Genomic DNA, 24,132 nt, shown 5'->3' with positions numbered 1-24,132 from the left:
AACGGATAACAGAAACATGGCCCTGGTGCAGCGCTTCATCGGCCTGCCGCTGCCACAGCGCAAACTCTTCCTCGAGAAACTGGCGGCGAAGGGCATGAGCCTGGCCCAGTTGCCAATCCCCGAGGTGCGCGGCGAGCATCCGTTGCCGGCGCTTTCATACGCCCAGCAACGGCAGTGGTTCCTGTGGCAATGGGAGCCTGCCAGTGCCACCTACAACATCCCGGCTGCCTTGAAATTCAAGGGGAATCTGGATACCACAGCGCTGCAACTGGCCTTCGAGGCCTTGACCGAGCGACATGAAACCCTGCGTACCACGTTCCGTCGCGACGGTGAGCAGGCGGTGCAGGTCATTCATGCTCAAGTGCCGTTCGAGCTGGTCATCGAAGAGCAGGCAAACGCCGACGAGGACGCTGTGCGGGCCTGGGTCGAGACCGAAGCAGGGCAACCCTTCGACCTGGAGCAGGGGCCGCTGCTGCGGGCCCGGCTGCTGCGCCTGGCGGCGGACCAGCACGTGCTGGTGCTGACCCTGCACCATATCGTCGCCGACGGCTGGTCGATGCCGGTGATGGTCAATGAGCTGGTGCAGTTCTATCAAGGTTTCAGCCAGGGCCAGGTAACGCAACTGCCGGCCCTGCCGATCCAGTATGCCGACTATGCCATTTGGCAGCGTAGCTGGATGGAAACCGGCGAGCAGGCACGGCAACTGGCCTACTGGACCGAACAGTTGGGCGATGAGCAACCGGTGCTGGAGCTGCCGCTGGACCATCCGCGCCCGGCCATGCCGAGCCACAGAGGGGGACGGTTGCCGATCGTGCTGGGCGATGAGCTGGCCACCAACCTGAAACGGGTTGCCCAGCAGCAGGGCGTGACGCCGTTCATGCTGCTGCTGGCCAGCTTCCAGACCCTGCTGCATCGCTACTCGGGCCAGGCTGATATCCGCGTTGGGGTACCGATTGCCAACCGTAACCGGGTCGAGACCGAGCGCCTGATCGGCTTCTTCGTCAACACCCAGGTGCTGCGTGCCGAGTTCGATGTGCAACTGACGTTCAGCGAGCTGCTGCAACAGGTCAGGCAACGTGCCTTGGGCGCCCAGGCCCATCAGGACCTGCCGTTCGAACAACTGGTCGATGCGCTGCAACCGGAGCGCAACCTGAGCCACAATCCGCTGTTCCAGGTGTTGTACAACCACCAGACTCAGGCCAAGGGCGAGCCCCGACGTATAGCGGGGCTGGAGATGGAGGAGTTGGCCTGGGACAACCACACCGCCAAGTTCGACCTGGCTTTGGACACCTCCGAGCACGAAAAGGGCATCGGGGCTTCGTTGACGTACGCCACCGACCTGTTCGACACCAGCACCATCGAGCGCATGGCGCGGCATTGGCTCAACCTGCTCGAAGCCATCGTGCGCCAACCGGGCCAGCGCATCAGTGAGCTGCCGCTGCTGGGCGAGGACGAGCAGCAGGCGGTGCTGCGTGACTGGAACCGCAACACCGTCGCCTTCCCGGATGAGCGAACCATTCATGAGCTGATCGAGGCCCAGGTGGCCACCGCCCCCGAGGCCCCGGCAGTCACCTTCGGCGAGCAGACCCTGAGCTACGGCGAACTGAATCGCCGGGCCAACCAGCTGGCCCACAAGTTGATCGAGCGCGGCGTTGGCCCGGATGTGCTGGTGGGCATCGCCATGGAGCGCAGCCTGGACATGGTGGTCGGCCTGCTGGGCATTCTCAAGGCCGGTGGTGCCTATGTGCCGCTGGACCCGGAGTACCCGGAGGACCGCCTCAGCTACATGTTCGCCGACAGCGGCATCACTTTATTGCTGACCCAGGCACACCTGCGAGAGGTGCTGCCAATTCCAGCCGCCATCGAGTGCCTGGAGCTGGATGAACAAGCTCTGGTCGCCTACAGCGATGCCAACCCGAACATCGAAGTAGCCCCGCAGAACCTGGCCTACGTGATCTACACCTCCGGCTCCACCGGCAAGCCCAAGGGCACGCTGCTGCCGCACCAGAACGTGGTCCGGCTGTTCGCGGCGACCCAGGGCTGGTTCCGTTTCGATGCCAGTGACGTGTGGACGGTGTTCCACTCCTATGCCTTCGACTTCTCGGTATGGGAGCTGTTCGGCGCGCTGTTGTATGGCGGCCGGGCGGTGATGGTGGCCAAGGATGTGGCACGTTCCACCGAGGACTTCCATGCGCTGCTGCAGCGCGAGCAGGTGACGGTGCTGAACCAGACGCCGTCGGCGTTCCGTCAGTTGATCCCGGTGGCCTGCGCGGCAGCGCGCCAGGGGCAGGGCCTGGCCCTGCGGCATGTGGTGTTCGGCGGCGAAGCGCTGGACGTGAGCAGCCTCGAGCCCTGGTTCGAGGTGTTCGGCGACCAGCAGCCACGGCTGATCAACATGTACGGCATCACCGAAACCACGGTGCACGTGACCTACCGGCCGATCACCCAGGCCGACCTGGCCAAGGGCGCAAGCAGCCCGATCGGCGAGGTGATCCCGGACCTGTCGTGGTACCTGCTGGATGCCGCGCTGAACCCGGTGGCCCCGGGCAGCCACGGCGAACTGGTGATCGGCCAGGCCGGCCTGGCGCGGGGGTATCACGGGCGCCCGGGGCTGACCGCCGAACGCTTCGTGCCGAACCCGTTCGACAGCCAGGGTGGTCGCCTGTACCGCTCGGGCGACCTGGCCCGCTACGGCGGCGCGGGGGTGGTGGAGTACCTGGGGCGGATCGACCATCAGGTGAAGATTCGAGGTTTTCGCATCGAACTGGGCGAGATCGAGGCGCGGCTGCAGGCGCAAGCCAGCGTGGCCCAGGGCGTGGTACTGGCCCAGGACGGTCCCGGCGGCAAGCAGCTGGTGGGTTATGTGGTGCCTGCCAATGAGGCCGTGATGGCCAGCACCGAGGCCCAGGCTGCCGAGCGCGAGGCGCTGCGCACTGCGCTGAAGGCGAACCTGCCGGACTACATGGTGCCGGCCCACCTGCTGTTCCTGGCCAAACTGCCGTTGACCGCCAACGGCAAGCTGGACCGCCGTGCATTGCCGCAACCGGATGCCAGCCTGCTGCAAGCGGCATACGTGGCCCCGCAGAGTGAACTGGAACAACAGATCGCGGCGATCTGGGCCGATGTGCTGAAGCTGGAGCGGGTTGGCCTGGACGACAACTTCTTCGAACTGGGTGGCGACTCCATCGTTTCCCTTCAGGTTGTGGGCAAGGCCCGCCAGGCCGGCGTGCAGTTCAACCCCAAGCAACTGTTCCAGCATCAGACCGTACAAGGCCTGGCCACGGTGGCGCGGCGTGTTGTCGAAGGTATTGGCGAGCAAGGGCCGATCACGGGCAGCACACCGCTGACCCCGATTCAGCAATGGTTCTTCGAGGCCGACATTGGTGAGCGTGGGCATTGGAACCAGTCGATTCTGCTGACACCCAGCGAACCCCTGCAAGCGGACCGCCTGCACGATGCGTTGCTGGCACTGGTCGCCCATCATGATGCACTGCGCCTGGGCTTCGAGCAGCAGGCGGGGGCCTGGCAAGCCGAGTACAAGCCACAGCACCAGGCCAGGATACTCTGGGAGCATGCGTGCGCGGACGAGGAGGCGTTGTCCGCACTCGCTGACCAGGCCCAACGCAGCCTGAACCTGCAGCAAGGCTTGCTGGTCCGTGCGCTGCTGGCCAGCCTGCCCGATGGCAGCCAGCGTCTGCTGCTGGTCATTCATCACCTGGCGGTAGATGGTGTGTCGTGGCGCCTGTTGCTGGAGGACCTGCAACAGGCCTACCAGGCCCTGGGCAACCGACAGCCGGTGCAATTGCCAGCCAAGACCAGCGCCTACAAGACCTGGGCGCAGCACCTGCAGGCCTATGCCCAGAGCGAGGCGCTGCAAGCGGAACTTGCCTACTGGCAAGCGCAGTTGCAGGGCACCAGCGACCACCTGCCGTGCGCCAATGCGCAGGGCGGCAACCAGCAGCAGCACGCTGCGTCGGTCAGTACGCGGCTGGGCCGCGAAACCACCCGACAGTTGTTGCACGATGCGCCGGCGGCCTATCGCACGCAGATCAATGACCTGCTGCTGACAGCCCTGGCTCGGGTGATCGCCCGCTGGACCGAGCGGCCGGAGGTGCTGGTCAGGCTGGAAGGCCATGGCCGGGAAGACCTGTTCGACGACATTGACCTGAGCCGCACGGTGGGCTGGTTCACCAGCATGTACCCAGTGAAACTGAGCCCGCTGGGTGGGATCGCCGAATCGATCAAGGCGATCAAGGAGCAACTGCGGGCCGTGCCGAACAAAGGCCTTGGCTATGGCGCGCTGAAGTACATGGGGCCGGCTGGTGCGCGTGAGGCCCTGGCTGCGTTGCCTCAGGGCGAGATCGTGTTCAACTACCTCGGGCAGTTCGACGGTAGCTTCGACGAGCAGTCGGGCTTGTTCGCACCCGCGCGGGAATACGGCGGTGCGGCCAAACCAGCCGATGCGCCACTCGATAGCCAGATCGCCCTGAACGGCCAGGTATACGGCGGCGAGCTGAAACTTGGCTGGACCTTCAGTGCGCAGCGCTACGACACAGCGGTCATGCAAAAGTTGGCAGATGACTATGCCGCGGAGCTTGGCGCGCTGATCGCTCATTGCTGCGAGCCTGGCAACCGTGGTGTAACGCCTTCGGACTTCCCACTGGCCGCGCTGCGCCAACAACAGCTGGATGAGCTGCCGGCAGTTGCACGGCAGGTGGCCGATATCTACCCGCTGTCGCCGATGCAGCAGGGCATGCTGTTCCATTCGCTGCAGGGGCCTGAAGGCGCGCTTTACATCAACCAGACTTCGGTGGAAGTCAAAGGCCTGGAAATCGAACGGTTCGTGGCAGCCTGGCGGCAGGTGATCGACTGCCACGATATCCTGCGCAGTGCCTTCTGGTCGGCGCCCCACTTGGCCGAACCTTTGCAGCTTGTCTACCGCAAGGTCGAATTGCCGGTGGTCGTGCATGACTGGCGCGACCGCTCGGTAAGTGCGCAGATGCTGCAGGCGCTGGCCGAAGCCGATGCCGCACAAGGCCTGGACCTGAGTGTCGCACCGTTGATGCGCCTGACCCTGGTGCGGCTGGACGACGAACGTTTGCACCTGCTGTGGACCCGTCATCACATACTGATGGACGGCTGGAGTACCTCGCGGCTGCTTGGCGAGGTGTTGCAGACTTACCATGGCCACCCCGCGCGAGCGCCGGCAGGGCGGTTTGGCGATTACATCCGCTGGCTTGCCGGGCAGCCCAAGGCGGCGCTGGAGCAGTTCTGGCGAGGCAAGCTGCAAGAGCTGGAAAGCCCCACCTGGCTGGCGGACAGCCTGGCGGCTCGCCCGGCGGCAGACCTGCAGGGGCACGCCGCGCTGTACCTGCGTTGGGATGCCTCGCGTACCCGGCAACTGCGCGAGCAGGCCCAGCGCTTGCGCATCACCCCAAACACCTTGATCCAAGCGACCTGGCTGCTGCTGCTGCAGCGCTATACCGGGCAAGCCACGGTGTGCTTCGGCGCCACCGTGGCGGGCCGGCCAGCCGGCTTGCCCGGTGCCGACGAAATGCTGGGGTTGTTCATCAACACCTTGCCGGTGGTGCAGACGCTCCAACCGCAGCAGCGGATTGTCGACTGGCTGCAGCAACTGCAGGCCTGCAACCTGGAACTGCGCGACCACGAACATGCAGCCTTGGCTGATGTGCAACGCTGGGCAGGGCAGGCCGGGCAAGCGTTGTTCGACAGCATCGTGGTGTTCGAGAACTACCCGGTGGACGAACGCCTGCAGGAAGGTGGTGGTGGCTCGCTGCAGTTCGGTGAGGTGAGCAACCGCGACGTGACCAACTACGCCATGGACCTGGCGGTGCATCTGGGCGAGACGCTCTCGGTCGAGTTCCTCTACTTGCGCAACCGCTTCACGGAGCAAGCCACCGACAGCATTCGTGGCAGTTTCGAACGGCTGCTCGAGGGCATGCTCGACAACCCTCACGCCACCGTGGGCAGCCTGGACATGCTGACCCCGGCGCAAGCGCAGCAGGCCCAGGCTCGCAACGGCTTGCAGCCATGCGAGCAGGCCATGCCAAGGCTGGCCGAGCTGATTGCCCGGCATGCCCAGGCGCGGCCAGAGGCAATTGCGGTGGCCTGTGGCGAGCGACAGTTGAGCTACGCCCAACTGGATGAGCGTGCCAACCGCCTGGCACACCACCTGATTGCCTTGGGAGCGCGCCCGGAGGTTACGGTGGGCATCGCCCTGGAACGCTCGGTGGAGGTGATCGTGGCATTCCTGGCGGTGATGAAAACCGGCGCCGCCTATGTGCCGCTGGATATCGACTACCCGCAGGACCGCTTGCAGTGGATTGTCGAGGATTCGGCCATGCACCTGCTGGTGACCAGCAGCGGCTTGCGCCAGCGTTTTGCCGGGGTGGAGCACTGCGTGGAGCTGGACCTTCTGGCTATCGCCAGCTTGCCGTCCGATGCCCCTCAGGTGATGGTGCACGACACCAACCTGGCGTACCTGATCTATACCTCTGGCTCTACCGGCAAGCCCAAGGGCGTGGCGGTCAGCCATGGGCAGATCGGCATGCACTGCCAGGCAATCGCCCGCCTTTACGAGATGGATGAAAGCACTCGCGAGCTGTTGTTCATGTCGTTCGCTTTCGACGGTGCCCAGGAGCGTTGGCTGTCGACCCTGTCGTCCGGCGGCTGCCTGGTGGTGCGCGGTAGCCAGCTGTGGACTGCCGAGCAAACCTGGCAGGTACTGCATGCCGAGTGCATCGACATTGCCTGCTTCCCGCCGGCGTATCTGCAGCAACTGGCCGAGTTCGCGCAAACCCGGCAGGAGGCCGCACCGCCGGTGCGCATCTATTGCTTTGGCGGTGACGCGGTGCCCGATGCGCTGTTCGAACTGGTCAAGCGGACCTTGCGCCCGCAGTTCCTGACCAATGGCTACGGGCCTACCGAAACGGTCGTGACCCCCCTGTTGTGGAAAGTATCGGCACAGCAGTCATGCCAGGCGGTATATGCGCCGATCGGTGAGCGGGTTGGCCAGCGCACGCTGCATGTGCTGGACCAGGGCCTGAACCCGGTGCCCGATGGCGTGGCCGGGGAGCTCTACATTGGTGGCGAGGGTGTGGCGCGCGGGTATCACCAGCGTCCGTCCCTGACCGCCGAGCGCTTTGTCGCCGACCCGTTTGCCCAGGGCGGGCGGCTGTACCGCACCGGTGACCGGGTGCGTCGTCGGGCGGATGGCGTGATCGATTTCATCGGCCGCCTGGACAACCAGTTGAAGGTTCGCGGTTTCCGCATCGAACCTGGGGAAGTCGAAGCACGGCTACGGAATCTGGCGGATGTGCGGGATGCTGTGGTGGTCGCCCGGGAGGGCGCTACCGGCAAGCAACTGGTGGCGTATCTGGTCACCGGCAATGGGGCGACTTCCGCTACGCCAATGCGTGACGCCTTGCGGGCCGACCTGCCGGACTACATGGTGCCGACCCAGTGGGTGTTGCTGCCGGCGTTTCCACTCACGCCCAATGGCAAGATCGATCGCAATGCGCTGCCGGCTCCGGAGTTGGCCGGGCGCCCGGTGCGGGTGGCTCCGCGCGATGACACGGAAAAGGCGCTGGCGGCGATCTGGCAGGAAGTGCTGGAGGTGGATGAAGTTGGTGTCGATGACAACTTCTTCGAGTTGGGGGGCGATTCGCTGCGCGTGCTGAAGATGCTGTCGAAGGTACGAGCTCGGCCCGACCTGTCGATCGAGCTGAAACTGCGCGATGTCATGGCCAGGCCCACCATTGGCGAGCTTTCAGGCTATACCGATGCCGACGTCGCCCTTGACCCGCTGTTGCTGCTCAACAGCCGGGTAGCCGGGGCCAGGCCTCTGTTCTGCCTGCATGCCGGCTTTGGCACGGTGTTCGACTACGAGCCGCTGGCGCGCCGGCTGGAAGGGCATTGCAGCGTCTACGGCGTGCAATGCCGCATGCTGCTCGATCGCAACTGGCAGGATGATTCGTTGCAGGCCATGGCGATCGACTATGCCCAGTACATTCGCCAGAAGCAGCCCGAAGGGCCATACCAGCTTGCCGGCTGGTCGCTGGGTGGCACGCTGGCGGTGCTGGTGGCCCAGGAGCTGGAAGCCCAGGGCCAGCAAGTATCGTTGCTTGGCCTGGTCGACAGTTTCATCCCCACCGGTGCGCCGGCAACGCCGGCAGCGGACTGGAGTGCCGACCTTGGCAGCTTCCTGAGTGTGCTGCTGGGGCTGGCCAAGGAGCAGCTGGTGCTGCCTGCCATCGCGGCGGGCAGTGGTGTGCCGCTGCTTGAGCGGCTGATCGAAGAGGCACGCTCGGGGCTGCAGGTAGCGTCGGCCTTCGCCAGTGTCGAAAGCGCCGAACTGGCCCACACCTTTGCCGTGGCGATGCGGCTCAAGGCGTTGTCGGAACGGTTGCCGGCATTGCCGGCAACCCGCGCCGCTGCCTTGTGCTGGTGGGCAGGTGACCATGGCCAACGCTTCGCGGTTCACGGGAGCGGTGAGAACCACGCGGTTGCAGCGGGTCACTATGACATCCTCAAGCATCCGGACGTGATCGAGGGGCTTGCGGCCAGGCTGGTGGCGGAGCCGGTCATGGGTTGACCCGGCAAGGCCGGCTGAATGACCTGTGGGGCCCACGTTCAACGTGGGCCCCACAGGTTTTTTCATGTCGGCAGTGTCGCCACCGAGACGAAAAAAAGCGGCGTCATCCTGTGTGGATGACGCCGCTTCGATTACAACGGTACAGGTGGCTGTCGGCCTAGAAGTCGTAGCGCAGGCTCATGGTGGCATTACGCGGGTCACCGTAATGGCCAACACTGCCGCCGATACCCGAGTAGTACTTCTCGTCGAAGATGTTGTTCAGGTTCAGAGTGGCGGCCAGATGGTCGGTGACCTGATAGCGCGCCATCAGGCTGGCAACCGTGTAGTCATCCTGGGTGGCTCGGGCTTTGAGGCTGTTGTAGTAGAGCGACATGCTGGAGTTCCAGGACACCCCGCCACCCACGGTCAGCCTGTTCCAGTCACCCTGGAAGCGATAGGTGTTCCAGAAGCGGAAAGTGTCCATGGAGTACTGCGTCAGCTGGCGCTCGCCCTCGGCGTCTTCCGTGCGGGCATGGCTGTAGCTGGTCATGACTTGCCAACCAGGCAAAACCTCTCCCGACAGTTCCAGGTCGATACCCTTGGTCTCGGTACCCTTTGCAGCCTTGTAGGCTTGTTGGTCGAGCGTGCCTGGCACGATCGCGTCGCCATCCTGCACCGCCAGGTTGTCACGCTTGACCAGGAACAATGCCGTACTGGCGTTCAGGCGCCCGTCGTAGAACGCCCCTTTCCAGCCTATTTCGTAGTTGCTGCCTATGACAGGGCCAATGACCGAACCGTTACGATCGAGGTTGGATTGTGGCTTGAAGATATCGGTATAGCTGGCATACACCGATTGCTCGGGGGTCAGGTCATAGATGATGCCCGCGTACGGTGTTACTTCACCCCGTTCGTGCATTTTGACGGTCGAAGTAGGCCAGTAGTAATAGTCGTAGTCATAGTCGGAGGTGCGCGCGCCCACGATTACGTTGAGGTCATCCATCAGGTTGAATTTGAATGCCGCGTAGGTGCCGCGCTGGCTGCTCTTGATGTTGAGAATTTCCCCAAGTGCGCCAGTCTCGGTTGGCCGAGGCAGGTAGTTGTCCCAGTCATAGAAGTTGACGGTTGTGGTGCCAACGTCATAACCGGTGTGATCGTTCTTGTAATCCTGGTAGTTGAAGCCGGTGATGAACTCGTGAGTGCGCCCGAACAGGGAAAAAGGCCCTTGCAGTGTCAGGTCCAGGCCGCGCTGGGTCTGGTCGGCCTCAGCGTTGTAACGCAGCATTCGCGCAGCGCCGGTTTCTTCATTGATCCACGCTCGGCCCGAAGAGGTCTGATAAGAGCCGTTGTAGTTATCGCGATTGGAATCCATGTAGTTCGCGGCCAGCTTGATTTGCCAGTCATTGGCAAAAGTGTGCTCGGCGGCCATGAAATAGTTGGTGGTTTCCAGCTCGTCGTACATCCAGCGGGCGCCGGAACTGGTCGAGCGGGAGAAGTTGGTCTGCTTGCCGTTGGTGAACAACAGCGGTACACCCGGTGAACCGGTGGCTTTGAACTTCTGGTAGTCGACGCCGAAACGTACCAGGGTGTCGTCGTTCAGGTCCGCTTCGAGAACGCCGTAGAGGATGTCCTTGTCTTCCTTGTACCAGTCACGAAAACTGCCGCTTTTCTGCTTGGCCGCCACCATGCGCCCGCGCAGGTTGCCACCCTCGGTCAAGGGGCCGGAAACATCGACTTCGCTGCGGTAGGAGTCCCAGGAGCCGACAGTGCCCTGGATATGCGACTGGAATTCGCGGGTCGGGCGTTTGCGAATGAGGTTGACCACACCGCCGGGTTCACCCGCACCGGTCATCAGGCCGGTGGCGCCGCGGACGATTTCGACGCGGTCGTAAATGGTCATGTCCAGCAATGTGCTGGGCATGTTGCGGGTCTGGTTTTCCTGGGTGGTGGTCACGCCGTCAAGCTGGTAGGTGTTGATGGCACTGCCGCGGGAATAGATGTTGTAGCGCAGGCCACCGTCCTGGGACATGGTGATGCCGGGTGTCTGGTTGAGCACCTGGGTCACGCTGTTGAGCTGCTGGTCGTCCATGCGCTGGCGGGTGACTACGCTGATCGACTGGGGCGTTTCACGGATCGACAGGTTCATCTTGGTCGCGGTGTTGGTCACACCGGTGGTGTAGGAGCCCGTGCCTTCGGTAGTGGCACCAAGGCCCACGCTATTGACGTTGGTCGCCGAAAGCTCGACCTGGCCGGCCTGTGCGCCCGAACTGGCCGTCACCGTCACGGTGTTGCCATCGATCTGGTAACGCAGCCCGGTACCTTGCAGCAATGTCCGCAACGAAGACTGCAGGTCATGCCGGCCCTTGAGGGCCGTGGAGCGCAGCCCACTGATGTCCTCCGGGCTGTACAGCAACTGGGTATCGGTCTGCTTGGCCAGTGCCTGCAACGCCGAGTTCATCGACTGCGCGGGAATATCCAGGGTCCACTCCTGTGCCTGCACCTGGGCAACCATCGCAGCGGATATCGCCAGGCCCAGGCCGATGCGGGTGAACGCGCGCTGGGGACGAAGGGAATGACGGATCAGTAATGCTTTGGCAAGCGGGTTGAGCGGGCCGGGGAGGGACTTGGACATCTATTGCGGTCTCGTTGGCAGAGGGTTTTTTTCTATGTCAGCTATAGGACGCAGCACCTGTGAAAAACCGGAACGATTCTTATTGGCGATTTTTTTGGCCAGTGCTGCGTTAACCGCGTCACAACTTCACAGTTCGCGTGCTACGCGAAAGCCGAGGAAATCCCCGCGGGTGGTCTTGAGGCGGTCATTGCGGTTGGCCGAGCGGGAGAAGATCGGCGGCTCGCCCCAGTCGTTGCCGCGCATGTGCGCGCGGATGCACTTGGGGTCCTGGATCCAGGCGCTGCCGTCGGTGGGGGCGCCTTCGTAGCTGTCGTGGTAGCAGTCGGCGACCCATTCGTAGACGTTGCCGTGCATGTCATACATGCCGAAGGCATTGGGCGGGTAGCTGCCCACCGGGGCGGTGAAGGTATGCCCGTCCTTGGGGCCATAGGTGTTGGCGTGCTTGCTGATCTCGTACTTGCCCGGTTCGTCGAAGGGGAACGGGAACGGGCCGCTGGAACCGGCACGGGCGGCATATTCGCGTTCGGCTTCGCTGACCATGCGGTATGGCTTGCCGGTGGTTTTCGCCAGCCATCGGGTGTAGGCCTGCACTTCGTCGTAGTCGACGCACACCGCCGGCTGGCGGGGGCCTTGCTTGTAGCTGGGCTTGCTGGCTTCGCACCAGCGGCCGGGGCGGTCGTCGCCGCTCTTGATGACGGTGCCGGTGGCCTTGATGTAGGCGTCCAGTTCGCCGGCGGTGACCTGGTAGCGGCTCATGGCGAAGGGCTTGGCGAAGGTCACGGTGTGCAGCGGGCCCTCGTCGGGCTGGCGGCCGACTTCATCGTCGGGGGCCCCCATCACGTAGCTGCCGGCGGGCAGCACGACCATCTCGGGGCAGTCCTTGCAGTCTTTGAACACGTCGCCGGGCTTGGCGGCGTGGGCGTAGGCGCTGACCAGCAGCAGGCAGGTGATCTGGGCTGGCCGGTAGAGCCAGGCGGATACGTTCATCGGTGGTCCTCGAAACGGGTGAATGCGGGCTGCGTTTCGCATTCAGACGAATCGGGGTGGTGAGAAATTAACCAATACACACGCGACCCCTTACCAGCCAGTTAACGTCACTGGGGCTGCTGCGCAGCCCATCGCCGGCAAGCCAGGCTCCCACAGGGACCGCGAAAATCTTGAGTTCTACGCCGTACTTGTGGGAGCCCGGCTTGCCGGCGATGGGCCGCAAAGCGGCCCCGGCAATATCGGCGTGGATGCAAAGAACCGGGGCCGCTTCGCGCCCCCTCGCGACACAAGGCCGCTCCTACACGGGATTGTGGCCGGCGGGGTAGTTGCCAGCCAGGAAACACCGGGCTATAGTCCAGCCCACTGTTCTCTTCCCGAAGACCTGTTCATGCCAGCCAGCCCATCCACCACAAGCTTTGCCATCGCGCCAGTCGCGGGCATGGTCGTGCGTGGCTGCCAGCAGCCGGCGATGATCAGTCACTATCCACCACCACCTGTCAGTGGCGTCGTAGGCGGCGTAGCTCCGCCTCCTTGCGTGGTCGTGCTGGGCTGATCGGCTTCTGGCCGCATCCCTTCGCACACGCAACCTACTGAACACGGTCGGCGACTTCCCTCACTGAAGCGCACGCCGTCCGTCTGGCTTATTCGCCTTGAATCAGGTGGCAATACATGTCTGTCTTTAGCAAAGCATCCGTGGCCTCGGCGGCCACTACCAGCCTGTTCGTCCTGCTGTGGAGCAGCGGGGCGATCGTCTCCAAACTCGGCCTGGCGCATGCCAGCCCGTTTGCCTTCCTGCTGTTGCGCTCGGCGCTGGCCCTGGCCGGCCTGCTGCTGATCGGCCCATTGCTGGGGCTGCGCTGGCCGCGCAGTCGCGGGGCCATCCTGCGGGCCCTGGGCACCGGCTGTGTGCTGCTCGGCGCCTACCAGATCTTCTACCTGCTGGCGCTCGATACCCATGTCACCCCCGGCATCATGGCCACGGTGATGGGGGTACAACCGATCCTGACCGTGGTGCTGATGGAGCGCCAGCGCTCCTGGAGCCGCTTGTTCGGCCTGGGGTTGGGGCTTGGCGGGTTGATCATGGTGGTCTACCAGGGCATCAACCTGGGCGGGGTGTCGCTGGCGGGGATGCTGTTCGCCTTGCTGGCGCTGGCCAGCATGACCTTCGGCTCGATCCTGCAGAAGCGCATCACCGACAACCCAATGGGCACGCTGCCGCTGCAGTACCTGGCCGGCTTTGCCATGTGCGCATTGTTCGCGCCGCTGCAGCCGCTGCATGTGGAGTGGACTGGCGGTTTCGTCGGCGCGCTGCTGTGGATGGGGCTGGTGGTCTCGCTACTGGCGACCCTGCTGCTGTACCGGCTGATCGCCAAGGGTAACCTGGTCAATGTCACCAGCCTGTTCTACCTGGTGCCGGCAGTGACCGCGGTGATGGACCTGCTGATCTTCGGCAACCGCCTGGCGCCGCTCAGCCTGCTGGGCATGGGGCTGATCGTGGTGGGCTTGCTGTTCGTGTTCCGCAAGCCCGCCGCGCGCCTGGCCGAGGCGTAGGCCCTAGCGGAATTCTTCGGGGATGGCGTGGCGCAATACGCCTTCCTCGAAGTCCAGCAGGCCGGCTTCGCGCTGGGTCAGCAGGTAGTAGAGCAAGGTGTCGAGCGAGCGCTGCGGCGGGACCTCGACCGCCAGCATCTTCACCGCCTGCTCGGTTTCGCAGTTGCAGCCGAAGTCGTGCACGGCCGCGCGTACCTGGTCCAGGGTTTCCGGGGGCTTGACGATAACCCGGAACACCGAGCTGCCGCTGCTGTGGCGCAGTTCGGCGAACCAGGTTTCGCCGGCTTCCTCACGGGTGCCGATCACGTCGCCCGGGGCGATGCCGTAGACATGGAAGGGAATGTTGTCGACGGCATAGCCGCCTTCCACGGCCTTGGCCCACAGGCCCTCGACCGAGGCGGGCGGGTAGCCGTTTTCGTCCTGCTCCAGGCGGAACAGGACCTTCTTGTACGCGTCGTTCATCCTGTACCCCCCGCTTCAGCTGCGTGCCGGGCGCAGCACCAGCCACAATGCCAGGCCAATCAGCAGGCCGCCGTACAGGTGCGCCATCGACAACGGTTCGCCCAGCAGCCACGCCCCCCACAATACGCCGAATACCGGGATCAGGAAGGTCACGGTGCTGGCCTTGACCGGGCCGATCTCCTCCAGCAGGCGGAAGTACAGGATGTAGGCGAACGCTGTGCACAGCAGGCCCAGGCCCAGCAGCGACAGCCACACCTGCCAGCCGCCCCAGCTGGCAGGTGGCTGGCTCAGCGCGCTCCAGGCGAACAGCGGGCTCAGCATCAGGGTGGCGCCGAGCATGCTGCCCAGTGCCGACAGGCGGCTGTCCAGGCCGCTGACCCAGCGGCGGGCGAGGAAGCCGGCAAAGCCGTAGCAGGTGGTGGCCGCCAGGCAGGCGAGGGCGCCTTGCAGCAGGGCCAGGTCCAGGGCCACCGGGCCGGCGCCGCTGAGGATGCCGACGCCGAACAGGCCCAGGAAGATGCCGCAGAGCTTGGCCAGGGTCATCGGTTCGCGGAAGAACAGCACGCCGATCAGCACACCCATCAGCGGCGTGGTGGCGTTGAAGATTGCCGAGTAGCCGGCGGGCAGCACCTGGGCGGCCACGGAGTAGAACGTGGCGGGGATACCGGAGTTGATCATGCCCAGCACCAGGCAGGCGCCGAGCTTGCCCTGGAAGTCCCAGCGCACGCGGGCGGCGGCGAGCAGTGCAACCAGGCCCAGGCAGGCGATGGACACACGGAAGAACGCCGTTGGCACCGTGCCCAATTCGGGGGCGATGATGCGCATGAACAGGAAGCTCGCCCCCCAGACGGCGGCAAGGGTCAGCAGGCGGGCTAGGGCGATGGGGCTCACAACGGTCTCCGGAGGCAGGGCAGGGGCGCGAGTGTACGCCAGGGGGGCTGGGGATTCTTGTGCTTTCTTGCGGTGTAAACCTGTGCCGGCCTCTTCGCGGGTAAACCCGCTCCCACAGGATTACCACAGGGCCGAGCATTGCACAGAACCTGTGGGAGCGGGCGAGCCCGCGAAGAGGCCGGCACAGGCTCCGCAAAAACCAAGAGGCGACTAAGCTCTGTAACTCAACACCGCACCGAGGTCTTCGCATGCCCCAGCCCTGGCCCGCTGTCGAAATCGCCCGAATGATCCTCGCCGGCTTCGACAACTACCGCGACCACTTCCAGCGCATCACCCTCGGTGCCCGCAAGCGCTTCGAGCAGGCGCGCTGGCAAGATATCCAGCGTGCCTCCGCCGCCCGCATCAATCTCTATGAAGAGAAGGTCGCCGAGGTCAACGGCTGGCTGCGCCAGGGCTTTGCCGAGGACGTGCTGCTGGATGTGGAACAATGGCCGCTGGTGAAGAACGCCTATATCCACCTGATCGACCCAAGGCTGGACGACGAGCTGTCCGAGACCTGGTACAACTCGCTGTTCTGCAGCCTGTTCAGCCACGACCTGATCAGCGACGGCTGCATGTTCATCCACACCACCCGACCGTCCATGCGCAGCCGTGAGCGCGCCGCGCAAACCCGTACCTATCGGCCTGATGCTGGGCTCAAGAGCCTGCTGCGGGCAGTGTTCAGCGATTACCCGTTCGAAGTGCCGTACAGCAACCTGGAAGGCGACTTGGTGCGCCTGGAGGATCAGCTGCGCGAGTGCCTGCCGGACTGGGTATGCAAGGACCCGACCCTGGCGTTGGAGCTATTTGTGCCGGTGCTGTACCGCAACAAGGGCGCCTACCTGGTCGGCCGGCTGTTCAACAGCGACGAGCAGTGGCCGCTGGTAATCCCGCTGCTGCACCGCGAAGGGCACGGTATCGAGGCCGATGCGCTGATCACCGACGAGGCCGAGGTGTCGATCATCTTTTCCTTCACCCGCTCGTACTTCATGGTCGATGTGCCGGTGCCGGCGGAGTTCGTCAACTTCCTCAAGCGCATCTTGCCGGGCAAGCACGTGGCCGAGCTGTACACCTCCATCGGTTTCTACAAGCACGGCAAGTCGGAGTTCTACAGGGCGCTGATCAACCACCTGGCCAGCAGCGACGACCGCTTCGTCATGGCGCCCGGGGTACGCGGCATGGTCATGAGCGTGTTCACCCTGCCGGGCTTCAACACCGTGTTCAAGATCATCAAGGACCGCTTTTCACCGTCGAAGACGGTCGACCGGGCCACGGTGATCGACAAGTACCGGCTGGTGAAAAGCGTCGACCGCGTCGGGCGCATGGCCGATACCCAGGAGTTCGCCGATTTTCGCTTCCCGCGTAGCAAGTTCGAGCCGGAATGCCTGGCCGAACTGCTGGAGGTGGCGCCATCGACCGTGGCGCTGGAGGGTGACACGGTGCTGATCCGCCACTGCTGGACCGAGCGGCGCATGACGCCGCTGAACCTGTACCTGGAACACGCCAGCGAGGGCCAGGTGCTGCAAGCGCTGGAGGATTACGGCCTGGCCATCAAGCAGCTGGCGGCGGCGAATATCTTCCCTGGCGACATGCTGCTGAAGAACTTTGGCGTTACCCGCCATGGGCGGGTGGTGTTCTATGACTATGACGAGATCAGCTTCCTGACCGAGGTGAACTTCCGCCATATCCCGCCGCCGCGTTACCCGGAAGACGAGATGTCGGGCGAGCCGTGGTACTCGATCGGGCCGCATGACGTGTTCCCCGAGGAGTTTCCGCCGTTCCTGTTTGCCGATATCGGCCAGCGGCGCTTGTTCAGCCGGCTGCATGGGGAGTTGTACGACGCGGATTACTGGAAGGGGCTGCAGGCGGCGATTCGTGAAGGGAAGGTGATCGATGTGTTTCCGTATCGGCGCAAGGGGCGGTGACTGTGCTTTGGCAGGCCTGGCCCCTTCGCGGGTAAACCCGCTCCCACAGGTACGGCACAGGATTCGAAACCAGTGGGGGCCCTGTGGGAGCGGGTTTACCCGCGAAGAGGCCGGGCCTGCTTTTCCCAATTACCCCTTCAAACACTTCAACTCACTGAAATCGGTACGCACCTTGCCCAGCCGCTCCTGCAGGTACCGCCGCTGCTGCGGGGTACTCTGGTGCACCAGGTCCACCAACAAGCTGCGCGCCTGCTGCTCGGTATTCTGATACGCCGCCCGGTACTCCGGCGTCCACAAACTCTCCTTGCGCTGCAACAACGTCGCCAAACGCGGCTCGAAGCTGGCGTCGTTGCGCTGGTTCATCGCCAGCAGCAATTGCTGCTGCCAGTGCGCGCGGTTGGCGATCCATTCGCGGTTCTGGTCGCCCAGCGCCTGGGACCAGGCCTGCACGCGCTGCTTCTGTACCGCGGTCAGCTCGCCAAACCACGGCGTCAGGCGTTTCTCCATGCGTTCGGAACGGCGGGCGATCTGCTTGTCCAACGGCGTATCCACATACTTCTTCTGCCGTTCGCTGATGTCCTCGCGGAACGCCTCGCGCATCTCCGCCACCTGGCTATCGCTCATGCCGCGCAGCAACTCGGTGGCCGAAGGGGTGATTTCCTCGGCTACCCGGCCAATCGCCTCGCGGGCTTCGCGGGTACGCTGCTGCAGGGATTGGTCGGTCACCTGGTCGTCGGCGACCATGCCGCGTACCCGGTCCAGCCAGTCGAGGTAACCAGGCAGCTGGGTCTTGCAATGCCAGGCCAGGTGCTCCCGCAGGCGGTCGTCTAGCATGGCCTTCTGCTCGCTGTTCATGGCCAGGTAGTCGCCCAGCGACCACGGCACCAGGCGGTCGAGGTTGCGGTAGGCCAGGTCGATACGGCTGCAGGCGGCCAGGGCCAGGGCGCAGCCGATGGCGACGAGCAGGGCTTTGGACAGGCGTAGCGGCATGGGCTGTTCCTTGCGGTGCTGGCCAGACGGTAGACGCAAGAGGGACGCTGACGGTTCCACTGCATCAGCGGTCGGGCGGCGCGCTGGCTTCAGGTGTAGAATAGCCGCCTTGTCTTGAGGAACATCGGAAATGGCTCTGCTTGGGCGTTACAACAGTTTGCAAATCGTGAAACACGTGGACTTCGGCCTGTACCTGGACGGCGGCGCCGACGGCGAGATCCTGCTGCCCGGGCGCTACATCCCGAAAAACGCCGAAACCGAAGTGGATGACTGGCTGAACGTGTTCATCTACCTGGACAGCGAAGACCAGCTGATCGCCACCACCGAGAAACCCAAGGTGCAGGTTGGCGAGTTCGCCAGCCTCAAGGTCAAGGACATCAACGGTGCCGGCATCTTCCTCGACTGGGGCCTGTCCAAGGACCTGCTGATGCCGTACTCGGAAGAGGCGCGGCCGCTGAAGATCGGCGACTACTGCGTGGTGCACGTGTACCTCGACAAGCGCACCCGCCGCATCACCGCCACCTCACGCCTGGACCGTTACCTGGACCGCACCCCGGCGGACTACCAGGTAGGCCAGCCGGTCGAGCTGCTGGTGGCCGGCGAGACGCCGATGGGCTTCAAGGCGATCATCAACAACCGCCACTGGGGCCTGATCCACAAGAACGAGGTGTTCAAGTTCCTGCGCTCGGGCATGCACGAGAAGGGCTTCATCAAGGAAGTGCGCGCGGACGGCAAGATCGCCTTGAGCCTGCAACCGGTGGGTGCGGCCCTGGCCGACAGCCTGCAGGAGCAGATCATGGCGCGCCTGGAGGCCGAAGGCGGGGTGCTGGGGGTGTGCGACAAGAGCGACCCGGCGCTGATCAGCAAGCTGTTCAACGTCAGCAAGGGCAACTTCAAGAAGGCCATTGGCGGTTTGTTCAAGCAGGGCCGCATCGTCATCCATGACGATCGCATCGAGAAGGCCTGATCAGGCCTGCACGAAGGTACGGAAGTCCAGCTGCTCGCCACCCGGGCGGGTGTCGCGCAGCAGCGAGTCGCGGTCGGCGCTGAGGGCCAGGCTGATGGTCGAGCGGCGCTTGCCGGGGTTGCGCACTTCCATCTGTTCCTGGTGAGCGCGCAGGAAGTTGGTCGGCACCTTCAGGTGCTGCAGCTCGTCGCTTTCCGGGGTGTGCAGCAGCAGGTTGACCCAGTCGGGCTGGCCCTTGCGCAGCAGCGCCACCGGCACCTCGAACCACCACAGGTTGCGCTTGCGATCGAGGATGGCGAACAGGGTGTTGCTGCTGGTCAGCACCGGGCGGGCCAGTACTTCGTTACGCCGGGCGATGGCGGCGGGTTTGTCGAGTTTCATGCAGGTTCCTGCGGGTTGACGCTATGAAGGCCTGCATTGTGAGGGGTGGCGGGTAGCGGGGCAAGGTTTGCCAACCGCCTTGCCGTTCGGCTCGAGGGCGAAAAAACTCTTGGAACGCTTGGCGAAGGCGTCGGGTCCACCGACTGTCGGCACGGTCCACGTGCCCCCAATTGCAGGAGTTTTGCCATGAGCGGTACCAAAGACAAAGCGAAAGGCCTGGCCAACGAAGCGATCGGCAACGTCAAGCAGGGTGTCGGCAAAGTGACCGACAACGAGCGGCTGCGGGCCGAGGGGGAAGCGCAGGAGCTCAAGGGCGAGGGGCAACAGATCAAGGGCAACGTGAAGGACGCGGTGAAAAAGCCTTGATGTGAGGCCTGTCCCGGCCTTCTCGCGGGCACGCCCGCTCCCACAGGTACCGAACAGATTTCAAGCACTGTGCAGTACCTGTGGGAGCGGGCGTGCCCGCGAAGAGGCCGCTACTGGCGTAAGCAAATTCTTGCAGCATGGCCGGGATCAGCACAGCAGCGGCATGGTCTATTAGACTTACCGTGGTACACACGAATCAAGCGGCGAAAGGAGACGCTATGATTTTCCCCGACCTGCGCGGCCTGCCCCTGCACCGCGTGCTGGTACGCACCGTCAAGGAATTCCTCGACGACGAGATGTCGACCTACGCTTCCGCACTGGCCTACCAGATGCTGTTCTCGTTGTTCCCGTTCCTGCTGTTCCTGATCGCCCTGATCGGCTTCCTGCACCTGCCGGACTTCTTCTCCTGGCTGCGCCTGCAATCGGAACTGGTGCTGCCACCCCAGGCGCTGGAGCAGGTGAACCCGGTGATCGACCAGTTGCAGCAGTCCAAGGGCGGGCTGTTGTCGGTGGGTATCGTGATTGCCTTGTGGACCGCATCGGCCGGTGTGCGCCTGATGATGAGCGCGATGAACGCCGCCTACGATGTGCCCGAGGGCCGCCCGGTGTGGAAGCGCATTCCGTTGTCGATCATCTACACCGTGGGCATTGCCGGCATGTTGCTGGTGGCTGCGGCGCTGATGGTGCTGGGGCCGCAGGTGATGGAGTGGATTGCCGCCCAGGTCGGCATGCAGGAGGTGATCGTCACGGTGTGGACCATCCTGCGCTGGCCGGCGATCATCATCCTGATGATGGTGGCGGTGGCGCTGATCTACTACGTGATGCCCGATGTGAAGCAGCAGTTCCGCTTCATCACCCCGGGCTCGGTGCTGGCGGTGGTGGTGTGGATCTTGGCCTCGCTGGGCTTTGCCTACTATGTGAAGACCTTTGCCGACTACAACGCCATGTACGGCAGTATCGGTGCAATCATCGTGCTATTGCTGTATTTCTATATCTCCGCCGCCGTTTTGCTGCTGGGCGCGGAGATGAACGCAGTGATCGAGCACATGTCGAGCGAGGGCAAGAACCCTGGCGAGAAGGACGCCGATGAGCACAAGGCCCGCGAAACCATTACCGTGCTGGGCCATGAGCACCCTGTACCGAGCGAGCAGCAATCTTCCGAGCCGAACCCCCGATGATCCGTGACATTCTCAAGATGGGCGACGAACGCCTGCTGCGCATCGCCCCGCCAGTGCCCGAGCACATGCTCGGCAGTGCCGAACTGCAGCAACTGATCGATGACATGTTCGAAACCATGCGCCATGTGGGCGGCGTGGGCCTGGCCGCGCCACAGATCGGTATCGACCTGCAGCTGGTGATCTTCGGCTTCGAGCGCAGCGAGCGTTACCCGGATGCCGAACCGGTGCCGCAGACCATCCTGCTCAACCCGGTCATCACGCCGACGTCCAGCGAGATCGAGGACGGTTGGGAAGGCTGCCTGTCGGTACCCGGCCTGCGCGGCGTGGTGCCGCGTTTCAAGCACATCTGCTATGAAGGCATCGACCCCCAGGGCAACCCGATCAACCGCTTTGCCGACGGCTTCCATGCGCGGGTGGTGCAGCATGAATGTGACCACCTGATTGGTCGGCTGTACCCGTCACGCATCCAGGACTTTTCCCGGTTCGGTTACACCGAGGTGCTGTTCCCCGGGCTCGACGCCAGCGACGACTGACCTCGTTGCAGTGCCACCAGCCGCTTGCTGCGCTGGTAGCGCTGCAGGCGGCCAGCCAGGGCTTCCGGCAGCTGCTGGGCCATGTCGAAGCCCAGGCGCTGGTAGAAGGGCGCAAGGTCCGGGTGGCAGAACAGCCAGGTGGGCCCGCCAGCCTGCGCCAGCGCCACCTCGACCAACCGCCCGGCCACCCCTTGGCTGCGCCGCTGCGGGTCGACGAACAACCCGGTCAGCCAGAAGCCATCGCCCACCGGGCTCAGGCTCAAGCCCGCGATGATGCCGGGGCCCCGCGCCACCCACAGCTCAGCATCGCCCGCAGCACGCATGCGTGAGCCGTGCTGGCGGTAAAAGTGGTCCAGCAGCCGGCGTTCCGGGGCCGAAAGTATCGAACAGTACAAATTTTCAGAAATTGCGCGCCCTGCCCTGAAAGGTGGCCAGAGGCTCTGGCCTGATGTTTTGCGGTGAACTTGTCGCAGATTGTTGCATATCTGGCAAGGGTGAATGTCCGAGTTCGGGGTTCAACTATTCCAGGCCGGGAGTAGACTTTTAGCCATCCCCACTGGCAGTACGAAGCGGGATCGGTACTTCGTGCCATCTTCACCGCAGATGGCAACTTCTCCGCGCCGGGCACGGCAATAGAAGTCAATCGATCAGCTTGAATGCTTAAAAGGCAAACTCACATGAAACCATTACTGATTCTTGCATTGGTCGGTATGTCCTCGTTCGCCCTCGCCGATGAGGCCAGACCCGTCTCCAGCGAGCCCGTCGCCCAGCAGTACGACTACTCCATGAACCTGGACATCAAGCGGGTGATCAACCTGTCGACCATCCCCAACGTCTGCGAAGTGGTGCCTGCGACCATGACCTACGAAGACCACCAGGGCCAGGTGCACACCATCCAGTACCGGGCCATGGGTGAGGGGTGCCAGCAGGGTTGATCGGCTTGCCTGGTGTTGATGGCCCTTTCGCCGGCCTGCGGGTGACGGGGCCATCAACCGTCTTGCAGTTCGAGCAACAGAAAAATCCTGAATGAATATCGAGGAAAAAGTGCTATCTTAATTTGATAGCATTTTTTGATGAACACTCGATACCGCAAAGTCCTCGACGCAATTTTCCGAACGCCGACCACGGCGTCGTTGGCTTTCTCCGAGATCGAGGCATTGGTACTCCATCTGGGCGGTGAGGTGCTGGAGCGGCAAGGCTCCAGGGTCAAGCTGGTGCTGGGTGGCCAATGCTGGAGATGCCATCGGCCTCATCCAGGCAAGGAAGCCAAGCGGTATCAGATTGAAGAAGCCCGTGAATTCCTCTTGCGGGCAGGAGTCAGGATATGAGTTGCATGCGCTACAAAGGCTACGCCGCCCGTATCGAGTACGACGCGCGTGACGATATCTTCGTCGGCCGTGTGCTTGGTATGCGTGACATCATCAGTTTTCACGCAAGCTCGGTGCCCGAGTTGCATGAGGCGTTTCGCAATGCGCTGGAAGATTACCTGGCCGATTGCGCAGAGCAGGGCATTGCGCCGGAAAAGCCTGCCTCGGGCAAAGTAATGCTGCGTATCCGGCCCGAAGTTCATGCTGCCGCGAGTGTTGCTGCCCGTGCTGCCGGCAAAAGCCTCAACCAGTGGGCCGACGAGGTCTTCGAACAAGCCGCAATGGCCTGAACAAGCCTGCTTTCGTTGTTTCTCGCGGGTATTCTCCAATTACCCATGCAGAATAGTTTCCGTTGCCTGTCGATTCCTCCAGTTCCCGTTCGACCAATAGGTGAGAGCACGTTGCACCCCGTGCCCAATCACCCATGACCTGTCGGAGGAACCCCCGATGAGCACCGCAGCCGAAACCGAGATCCGCCAATTGATCGCGCGCTGGATGCAGGCCGTGCGCGACCGCGACATCCCCAACATCGTCGCTCCCTATGCCGACGACATCGTCGCCTTCGATGCCATCCAGGCCCTGCAATTCAAAGGCAAGGCAACCTACCAGGCGCACTGGGAAATGTGCATGGGCATGTGCCCCGGCCCGATGGTTTTCGAATTCGCCGAACTTACCGTGCATGCCGCTGGCGACCTGGCCCTGGCGCACTGGCTTAACCGCTGTGGCCCCGCGGACAACGAGAGCCAGTGCGGCTTCATGCGCGCCACCGTGGGCTATCGTCGTCAAGGTGGCCAGTGGCAGGTAATCCACGAACACTGGTCGGCGCCATTCGACATGGAAACCCAGAAAGCCCTGTTCGATCTCAAGCCCTGAGCCGTTATCGCCAAACGCACTTTGCCAATGCCCTGGAGGCGACCATGAAATACCTGTGCCTGGTCTATTGTGACGAGGGGCTGCTGCACAGCCTGCCCGACAGCCCGGAAGACGCCGAATGCAGGGCGTATGCCGAATCCATCCAAGGCTCCGGGCGAATGCTGGCGGCCGAGGCGCTGAAGCCGGTGCAGACCGCCACCACAGTGCGCATGCGCAACGGGCACATGAGCCTGACCGACGGCCCGTTCGCCGAGACCAAGGAGCAACTGGCGGGCTTCTACCTGGTGGAAGCCCGCGACCTGAACGAGGCGCTGAACATCGCCAAGGGCATCCCCGCCGCGCGGGTCGGCAGTGTCGAGGTGCGGCCGGTGCGCGAACTGCAACCCTGACAGCAATGGAG

At 63.7% G+C, this 24,132-nt stretch carries 19 protein-coding genes; 12 read left to right on the top strand and 7 right to left on the bottom strand.

All coding sequences use genetic code 11. The annotated features are described in order from the left end of the window. The first annotated feature begins 16 nt into the window (after positions 1-16). Positions 17-8,614: an amino acid adenylation domain-containing protein gene (locus tag ABX298_RS03505; RefSeq protein ID WP_367394080.1), complete on the top strand. Its 8,598-nt coding sequence runs from the start codon at positions 17-19 to the stop codon at positions 8,612-8,614. A gap of 157 nt (positions 8,615-8,771) precedes the next feature. On the opposite strand, the gene ABX298_RS03500 is transcribed toward ABX298_RS03505, so the two are convergent. Both ABX298_RS03500 and ABX298_RS03495 read right to left on the bottom strand, forming a co-directional pair. Continuing rightward, positions 8,772-11,222 (bottom strand): TonB-dependent siderophore receptor, encoded by a 2,451-nt coding sequence (locus ABX298_RS03500; RefSeq protein ID WP_367394079.1) that lies wholly within the window; start codon positions 11,220-11,222, stop codon positions 8,772-8,774. 126 nt (positions 11,223-11,348) lie between these two features. After that, the gene (locus tag ABX298_RS03495; protein WP_075046007.1) at positions 11,349-12,209 is read right to left on the bottom strand and encodes a formylglycine-generating enzyme family protein; all 861 of its coding nucleotides are present in this window, start codon (positions 12,207-12,209) and stop codon (positions 11,349-11,351) included. A 669-nt stretch (positions 12,210-12,878) separates the two neighbouring features. Between ABX298_RS03495 and ABX298_RS03490 the strand changes: the two genes are divergently transcribed. Continuing rightward, the gene (locus ABX298_RS03490; RefSeq protein ID WP_041505660.1) at positions 12,879-13,760 is read left to right on the top strand and encodes a DMT family transporter; all 882 of its coding nucleotides are present in this window, start codon (positions 12,879-12,881) and stop codon (positions 13,758-13,760) included. A 3-nt stretch (positions 13,761-13,763) separates the two neighbouring features. On the opposite strand, the gene ABX298_RS03485 is transcribed toward ABX298_RS03490, so the two are convergent. Together ABX298_RS03485 and ABX298_RS03480 are read right to left on the bottom strand one after the other, a co-directional pair. Beyond that, complete coding sequence (locus ABX298_RS03485; RefSeq protein ID WP_084785242.1) at positions 13,764-14,222, bottom strand: DUF4265 domain-containing protein; 459 nt, start codon at positions 14,220-14,222, stop codon at positions 13,764-13,766. Between the two features lie 15 nt (positions 14,223-14,237). Then, the gene (locus ABX298_RS03480; RefSeq protein ID WP_367394078.1) at positions 14,238-15,113 is read right to left on the bottom strand and encodes a DMT family transporter; all 876 of its coding nucleotides are present in this window, start codon (positions 15,111-15,113) and stop codon (positions 14,238-14,240) included. A gap of 248 nt (positions 15,114-15,361) precedes the next feature. Here ABX298_RS03480 and aceK point away from each other — a divergent pair, with 248 nt between their 5' ends. Further along, positions 15,362-17,077, top strand: a complete 1,716-nt coding sequence (gene aceK / locus ABX298_RS03475; RefSeq protein WP_367394077.1) for a bifunctional isocitrate dehydrogenase kinase/phosphatase — start codon at positions 15,362-15,364, stop codon at positions 17,075-17,077. 129 nt (positions 17,078-17,206) lie between these two features. On the opposite strand, the gene ABX298_RS03470 is transcribed toward aceK, so the two are convergent. Then, a complete protein-coding gene (locus ABX298_RS03470) occupies positions 17,207-18,067 on the bottom strand; it encodes a DUF6279 family lipoprotein (protein WP_367394076.1) in 861 nt (286 codons plus the stop codon). A 130-nt stretch (positions 18,068-18,197) separates the two neighbouring features. Between ABX298_RS03470 and ABX298_RS03465 the strand changes: the two genes are divergently transcribed. Beyond that, complete coding sequence (locus ABX298_RS03465; protein WP_013973728.1) at positions 18,198-19,034, top strand: S1 RNA-binding domain-containing protein; 837 nt, start codon at positions 18,198-18,200, stop codon at positions 19,032-19,034. On the opposite strand, the gene ABX298_RS03460 is transcribed toward ABX298_RS03465, so the two are convergent. Beyond that, positions 19,035-19,415, bottom strand: coding sequence for a hypothetical protein (locus ABX298_RS03460; RefSeq protein WP_085663929.1), 381 nt, complete (start codon positions 19,413-19,415; stop codon positions 19,035-19,037). Positions 19,416-19,601: 186 nt separating this feature from the next. Here ABX298_RS03460 and ABX298_RS03455 point away from each other — a divergent pair, with 186 nt between their 5' ends. From ABX298_RS03455 to def, 3 genes are all read left to right on the top strand, one after another. After that, a complete protein-coding gene (locus ABX298_RS03455) occupies positions 19,602-19,781 on the top strand; it encodes a CsbD family protein (protein WP_015271319.1) in 180 nt (59 codons plus the stop codon). Between the two features lie 218 nt (positions 19,782-19,999). Then, positions 20,000-20,959 (top strand): YihY/virulence factor BrkB family protein, encoded by a 960-nt coding sequence (locus ABX298_RS03450; RefSeq protein ID WP_025340186.1) that lies wholly within the window; start codon positions 20,000-20,002, stop codon positions 20,957-20,959. Beyond that, positions 20,956-21,492 carry a peptide deformylase gene (gene def / locus ABX298_RS03445; protein ID WP_013973724.1) on the top strand — a complete coding sequence of 179 codons (537 nt, stop codon included), beginning with the start codon at positions 20,956-20,958 and terminating at the stop codon, positions 21,490-21,492. Before ABX298_RS03450 ends, def begins: the two co-directional genes overlap by 4 nt. Here def and ABX298_RS03440 read toward each other — a convergent pair. Then, positions 21,447-21,815 (bottom strand): GNAT family N-acetyltransferase, encoded by a 369-nt coding sequence (locus tag ABX298_RS03440; RefSeq protein WP_367394075.1) that lies wholly within the window; start codon positions 21,813-21,815, stop codon positions 21,447-21,449. The two genes, def and ABX298_RS03440, sit on opposite strands and share 46 nt — an antisense overlap. Positions 21,816-22,169: 354 nt before the next feature. Between ABX298_RS03440 and ABX298_RS03435 the strand changes: the two genes are divergently transcribed. The 5 genes from ABX298_RS03435 to ABX298_RS03415 all read left to right on the top strand — a co-directional run bounded on the left by ABX298_RS03435 (position 22,170) and on the right by ABX298_RS03415 (position 24,121). After that, positions 22,170-22,427 (top strand): DUF2790 domain-containing protein, encoded by a 258-nt coding sequence (locus ABX298_RS03435; RefSeq protein ID WP_004375752.1) that lies wholly within the window; start codon positions 22,170-22,172, stop codon positions 22,425-22,427. 138 nt (positions 22,428-22,565) lie between these two features. Continuing rightward, positions 22,566-22,820 carry a type II toxin-antitoxin system HicA family toxin gene (locus tag ABX298_RS03430; RefSeq protein ID WP_075045999.1) on the top strand — a complete coding sequence of 85 codons (255 nt, stop codon included), beginning with the start codon at positions 22,566-22,568 and terminating at the stop codon, positions 22,818-22,820. Beyond that, a complete protein-coding gene (locus ABX298_RS03425) occupies positions 22,817-23,149 on the top strand; it encodes a type II toxin-antitoxin system HicB family antitoxin (protein ID WP_075045998.1) in 333 nt (110 codons plus the stop codon). Before ABX298_RS03430 ends, ABX298_RS03425 begins: the two co-directional genes overlap by 4 nt. A 157-nt stretch (positions 23,150-23,306) precedes the next feature. After that, on the top strand, positions 23,307-23,732 hold the full coding sequence (locus ABX298_RS03420; protein ID WP_367394074.1) for a nuclear transport factor 2 family protein: 426 nt from the start codon (positions 23,307-23,309) through the stop codon (positions 23,730-23,732). Between the two features lie 44 nt (positions 23,733-23,776). Continuing rightward, positions 23,777-24,121: a YciI family protein gene (locus ABX298_RS03415; RefSeq protein WP_075045997.1), complete on the top strand. Its 345-nt coding sequence runs from the start codon at positions 23,777-23,779 to the stop codon at positions 24,119-24,121. Positions 24,122-24,132: the final 11 nt, after the last annotated feature.

Origin of the sequence: Pseudomonas sp. X4 (assembly GCF_040784925.1) — a bacterium.
GTDB classification, from domain to species: Bacteria; Pseudomonadota; Gammaproteobacteria; order Pseudomonadales; family Pseudomonadaceae; genus Aquipseudomonas; species Aquipseudomonas putida_Z.
The sequence above is the reverse complement of the archived record's forward strand: the minus strand, read 5'-3'. Positions and strand labels throughout refer to the sequence as shown.

Bases quoted from the DNA above. Each gene is read 5' to 3' on its own strand.
- ABX298_RS03505 (WP_367394080.1), top strand. From the start codon at position 17: ATGGCCCTGGTGCAGCGCTTCATCGGCCTGCCGCTGCCACAGCGCAAA.
- ABX298_RS03500 (WP_367394079.1), bottom strand. From the start codon at position 11,222: ATGTCCAAGTCCCTCCCCGGCCCGCTCAACCCGCTTGCCAAAGCATTA.
- ABX298_RS03495 (WP_075046007.1), bottom strand. From the start codon at position 12,209: ATGAACGTATCCGCCTGGCTCTACCGGCCAGCCCAGATCACCTGCCTG.
- ABX298_RS03490 (WP_041505660.1), top strand. From the start codon at position 12,879: ATGTCTGTCTTTAGCAAAGCATCCGTGGCCTCGGCGGCCACTACCAGC.
- ABX298_RS03485 (WP_084785242.1), bottom strand. From the start codon at position 14,222: ATGAACGACGCGTACAAGAAGGTCCTGTTCCGCCTGGAGCAGGACGAA.
- aceK (WP_367394077.1), top strand. From the start codon at position 15,362: ATGCCCCAGCCCTGGCCCGCTGTCGAAATCGCCCGAATGATCCTCGCC.
- ABX298_RS03470 (WP_367394076.1), bottom strand. From the start codon at position 18,067: ATGCCGCTACGCCTGTCCAAAGCCCTGCTCGTCGCCATCGGCTGCGCC.
- ABX298_RS03465 (WP_013973728.1), top strand. From the start codon at position 18,198: ATGGCTCTGCTTGGGCGTTACAACAGTTTGCAAATCGTGAAACACGTG.
- ABX298_RS03460 (WP_085663929.1), bottom strand. From the start codon at position 19,415: ATGAAACTCGACAAACCCGCCGCCATCGCCCGGCGTAACGAAGTACTG.
- ABX298_RS03455 (WP_015271319.1), top strand. From the start codon at position 19,602: ATGAGCGGTACCAAAGACAAAGCGAAAGGCCTGGCCAACGAAGCGATC.
- ABX298_RS03450 (WP_025340186.1), top strand. From the start codon at position 20,000: ATGATTTTCCCCGACCTGCGCGGCCTGCCCCTGCACCGCGTGCTGGTA.
- def (WP_013973724.1), top strand. From the start codon at position 20,956: ATGATCCGTGACATTCTCAAGATGGGCGACGAACGCCTGCTGCGCATC.
- ABX298_RS03440 (WP_367394075.1), bottom strand. From the start codon at position 21,815: ATGCGTGCTGCGGGCGATGCTGAGCTGTGGGTGGCGCGGGGCCCCGGC.
- ABX298_RS03435 (WP_004375752.1), top strand. From the start codon at position 22,170: ATGAAACCATTACTGATTCTTGCATTGGTCGGTATGTCCTCGTTCGCC.
- ABX298_RS03430 (WP_075045999.1), top strand. From the start codon at position 22,566: ATGAACACTCGATACCGCAAAGTCCTCGACGCAATTTTCCGAACGCCG.
- ABX298_RS03425 (WP_075045998.1), top strand. From the start codon at position 22,817: ATGAGTTGCATGCGCTACAAAGGCTACGCCGCCCGTATCGAGTACGAC.
- ABX298_RS03420 (WP_367394074.1), top strand. From the start codon at position 23,307: ATGAGCACCGCAGCCGAAACCGAGATCCGCCAATTGATCGCGCGCTGG.
- ABX298_RS03415 (WP_075045997.1), top strand. From the start codon at position 23,777: ATGAAATACCTGTGCCTGGTCTATTGTGACGAGGGGCTGCTGCACAGC.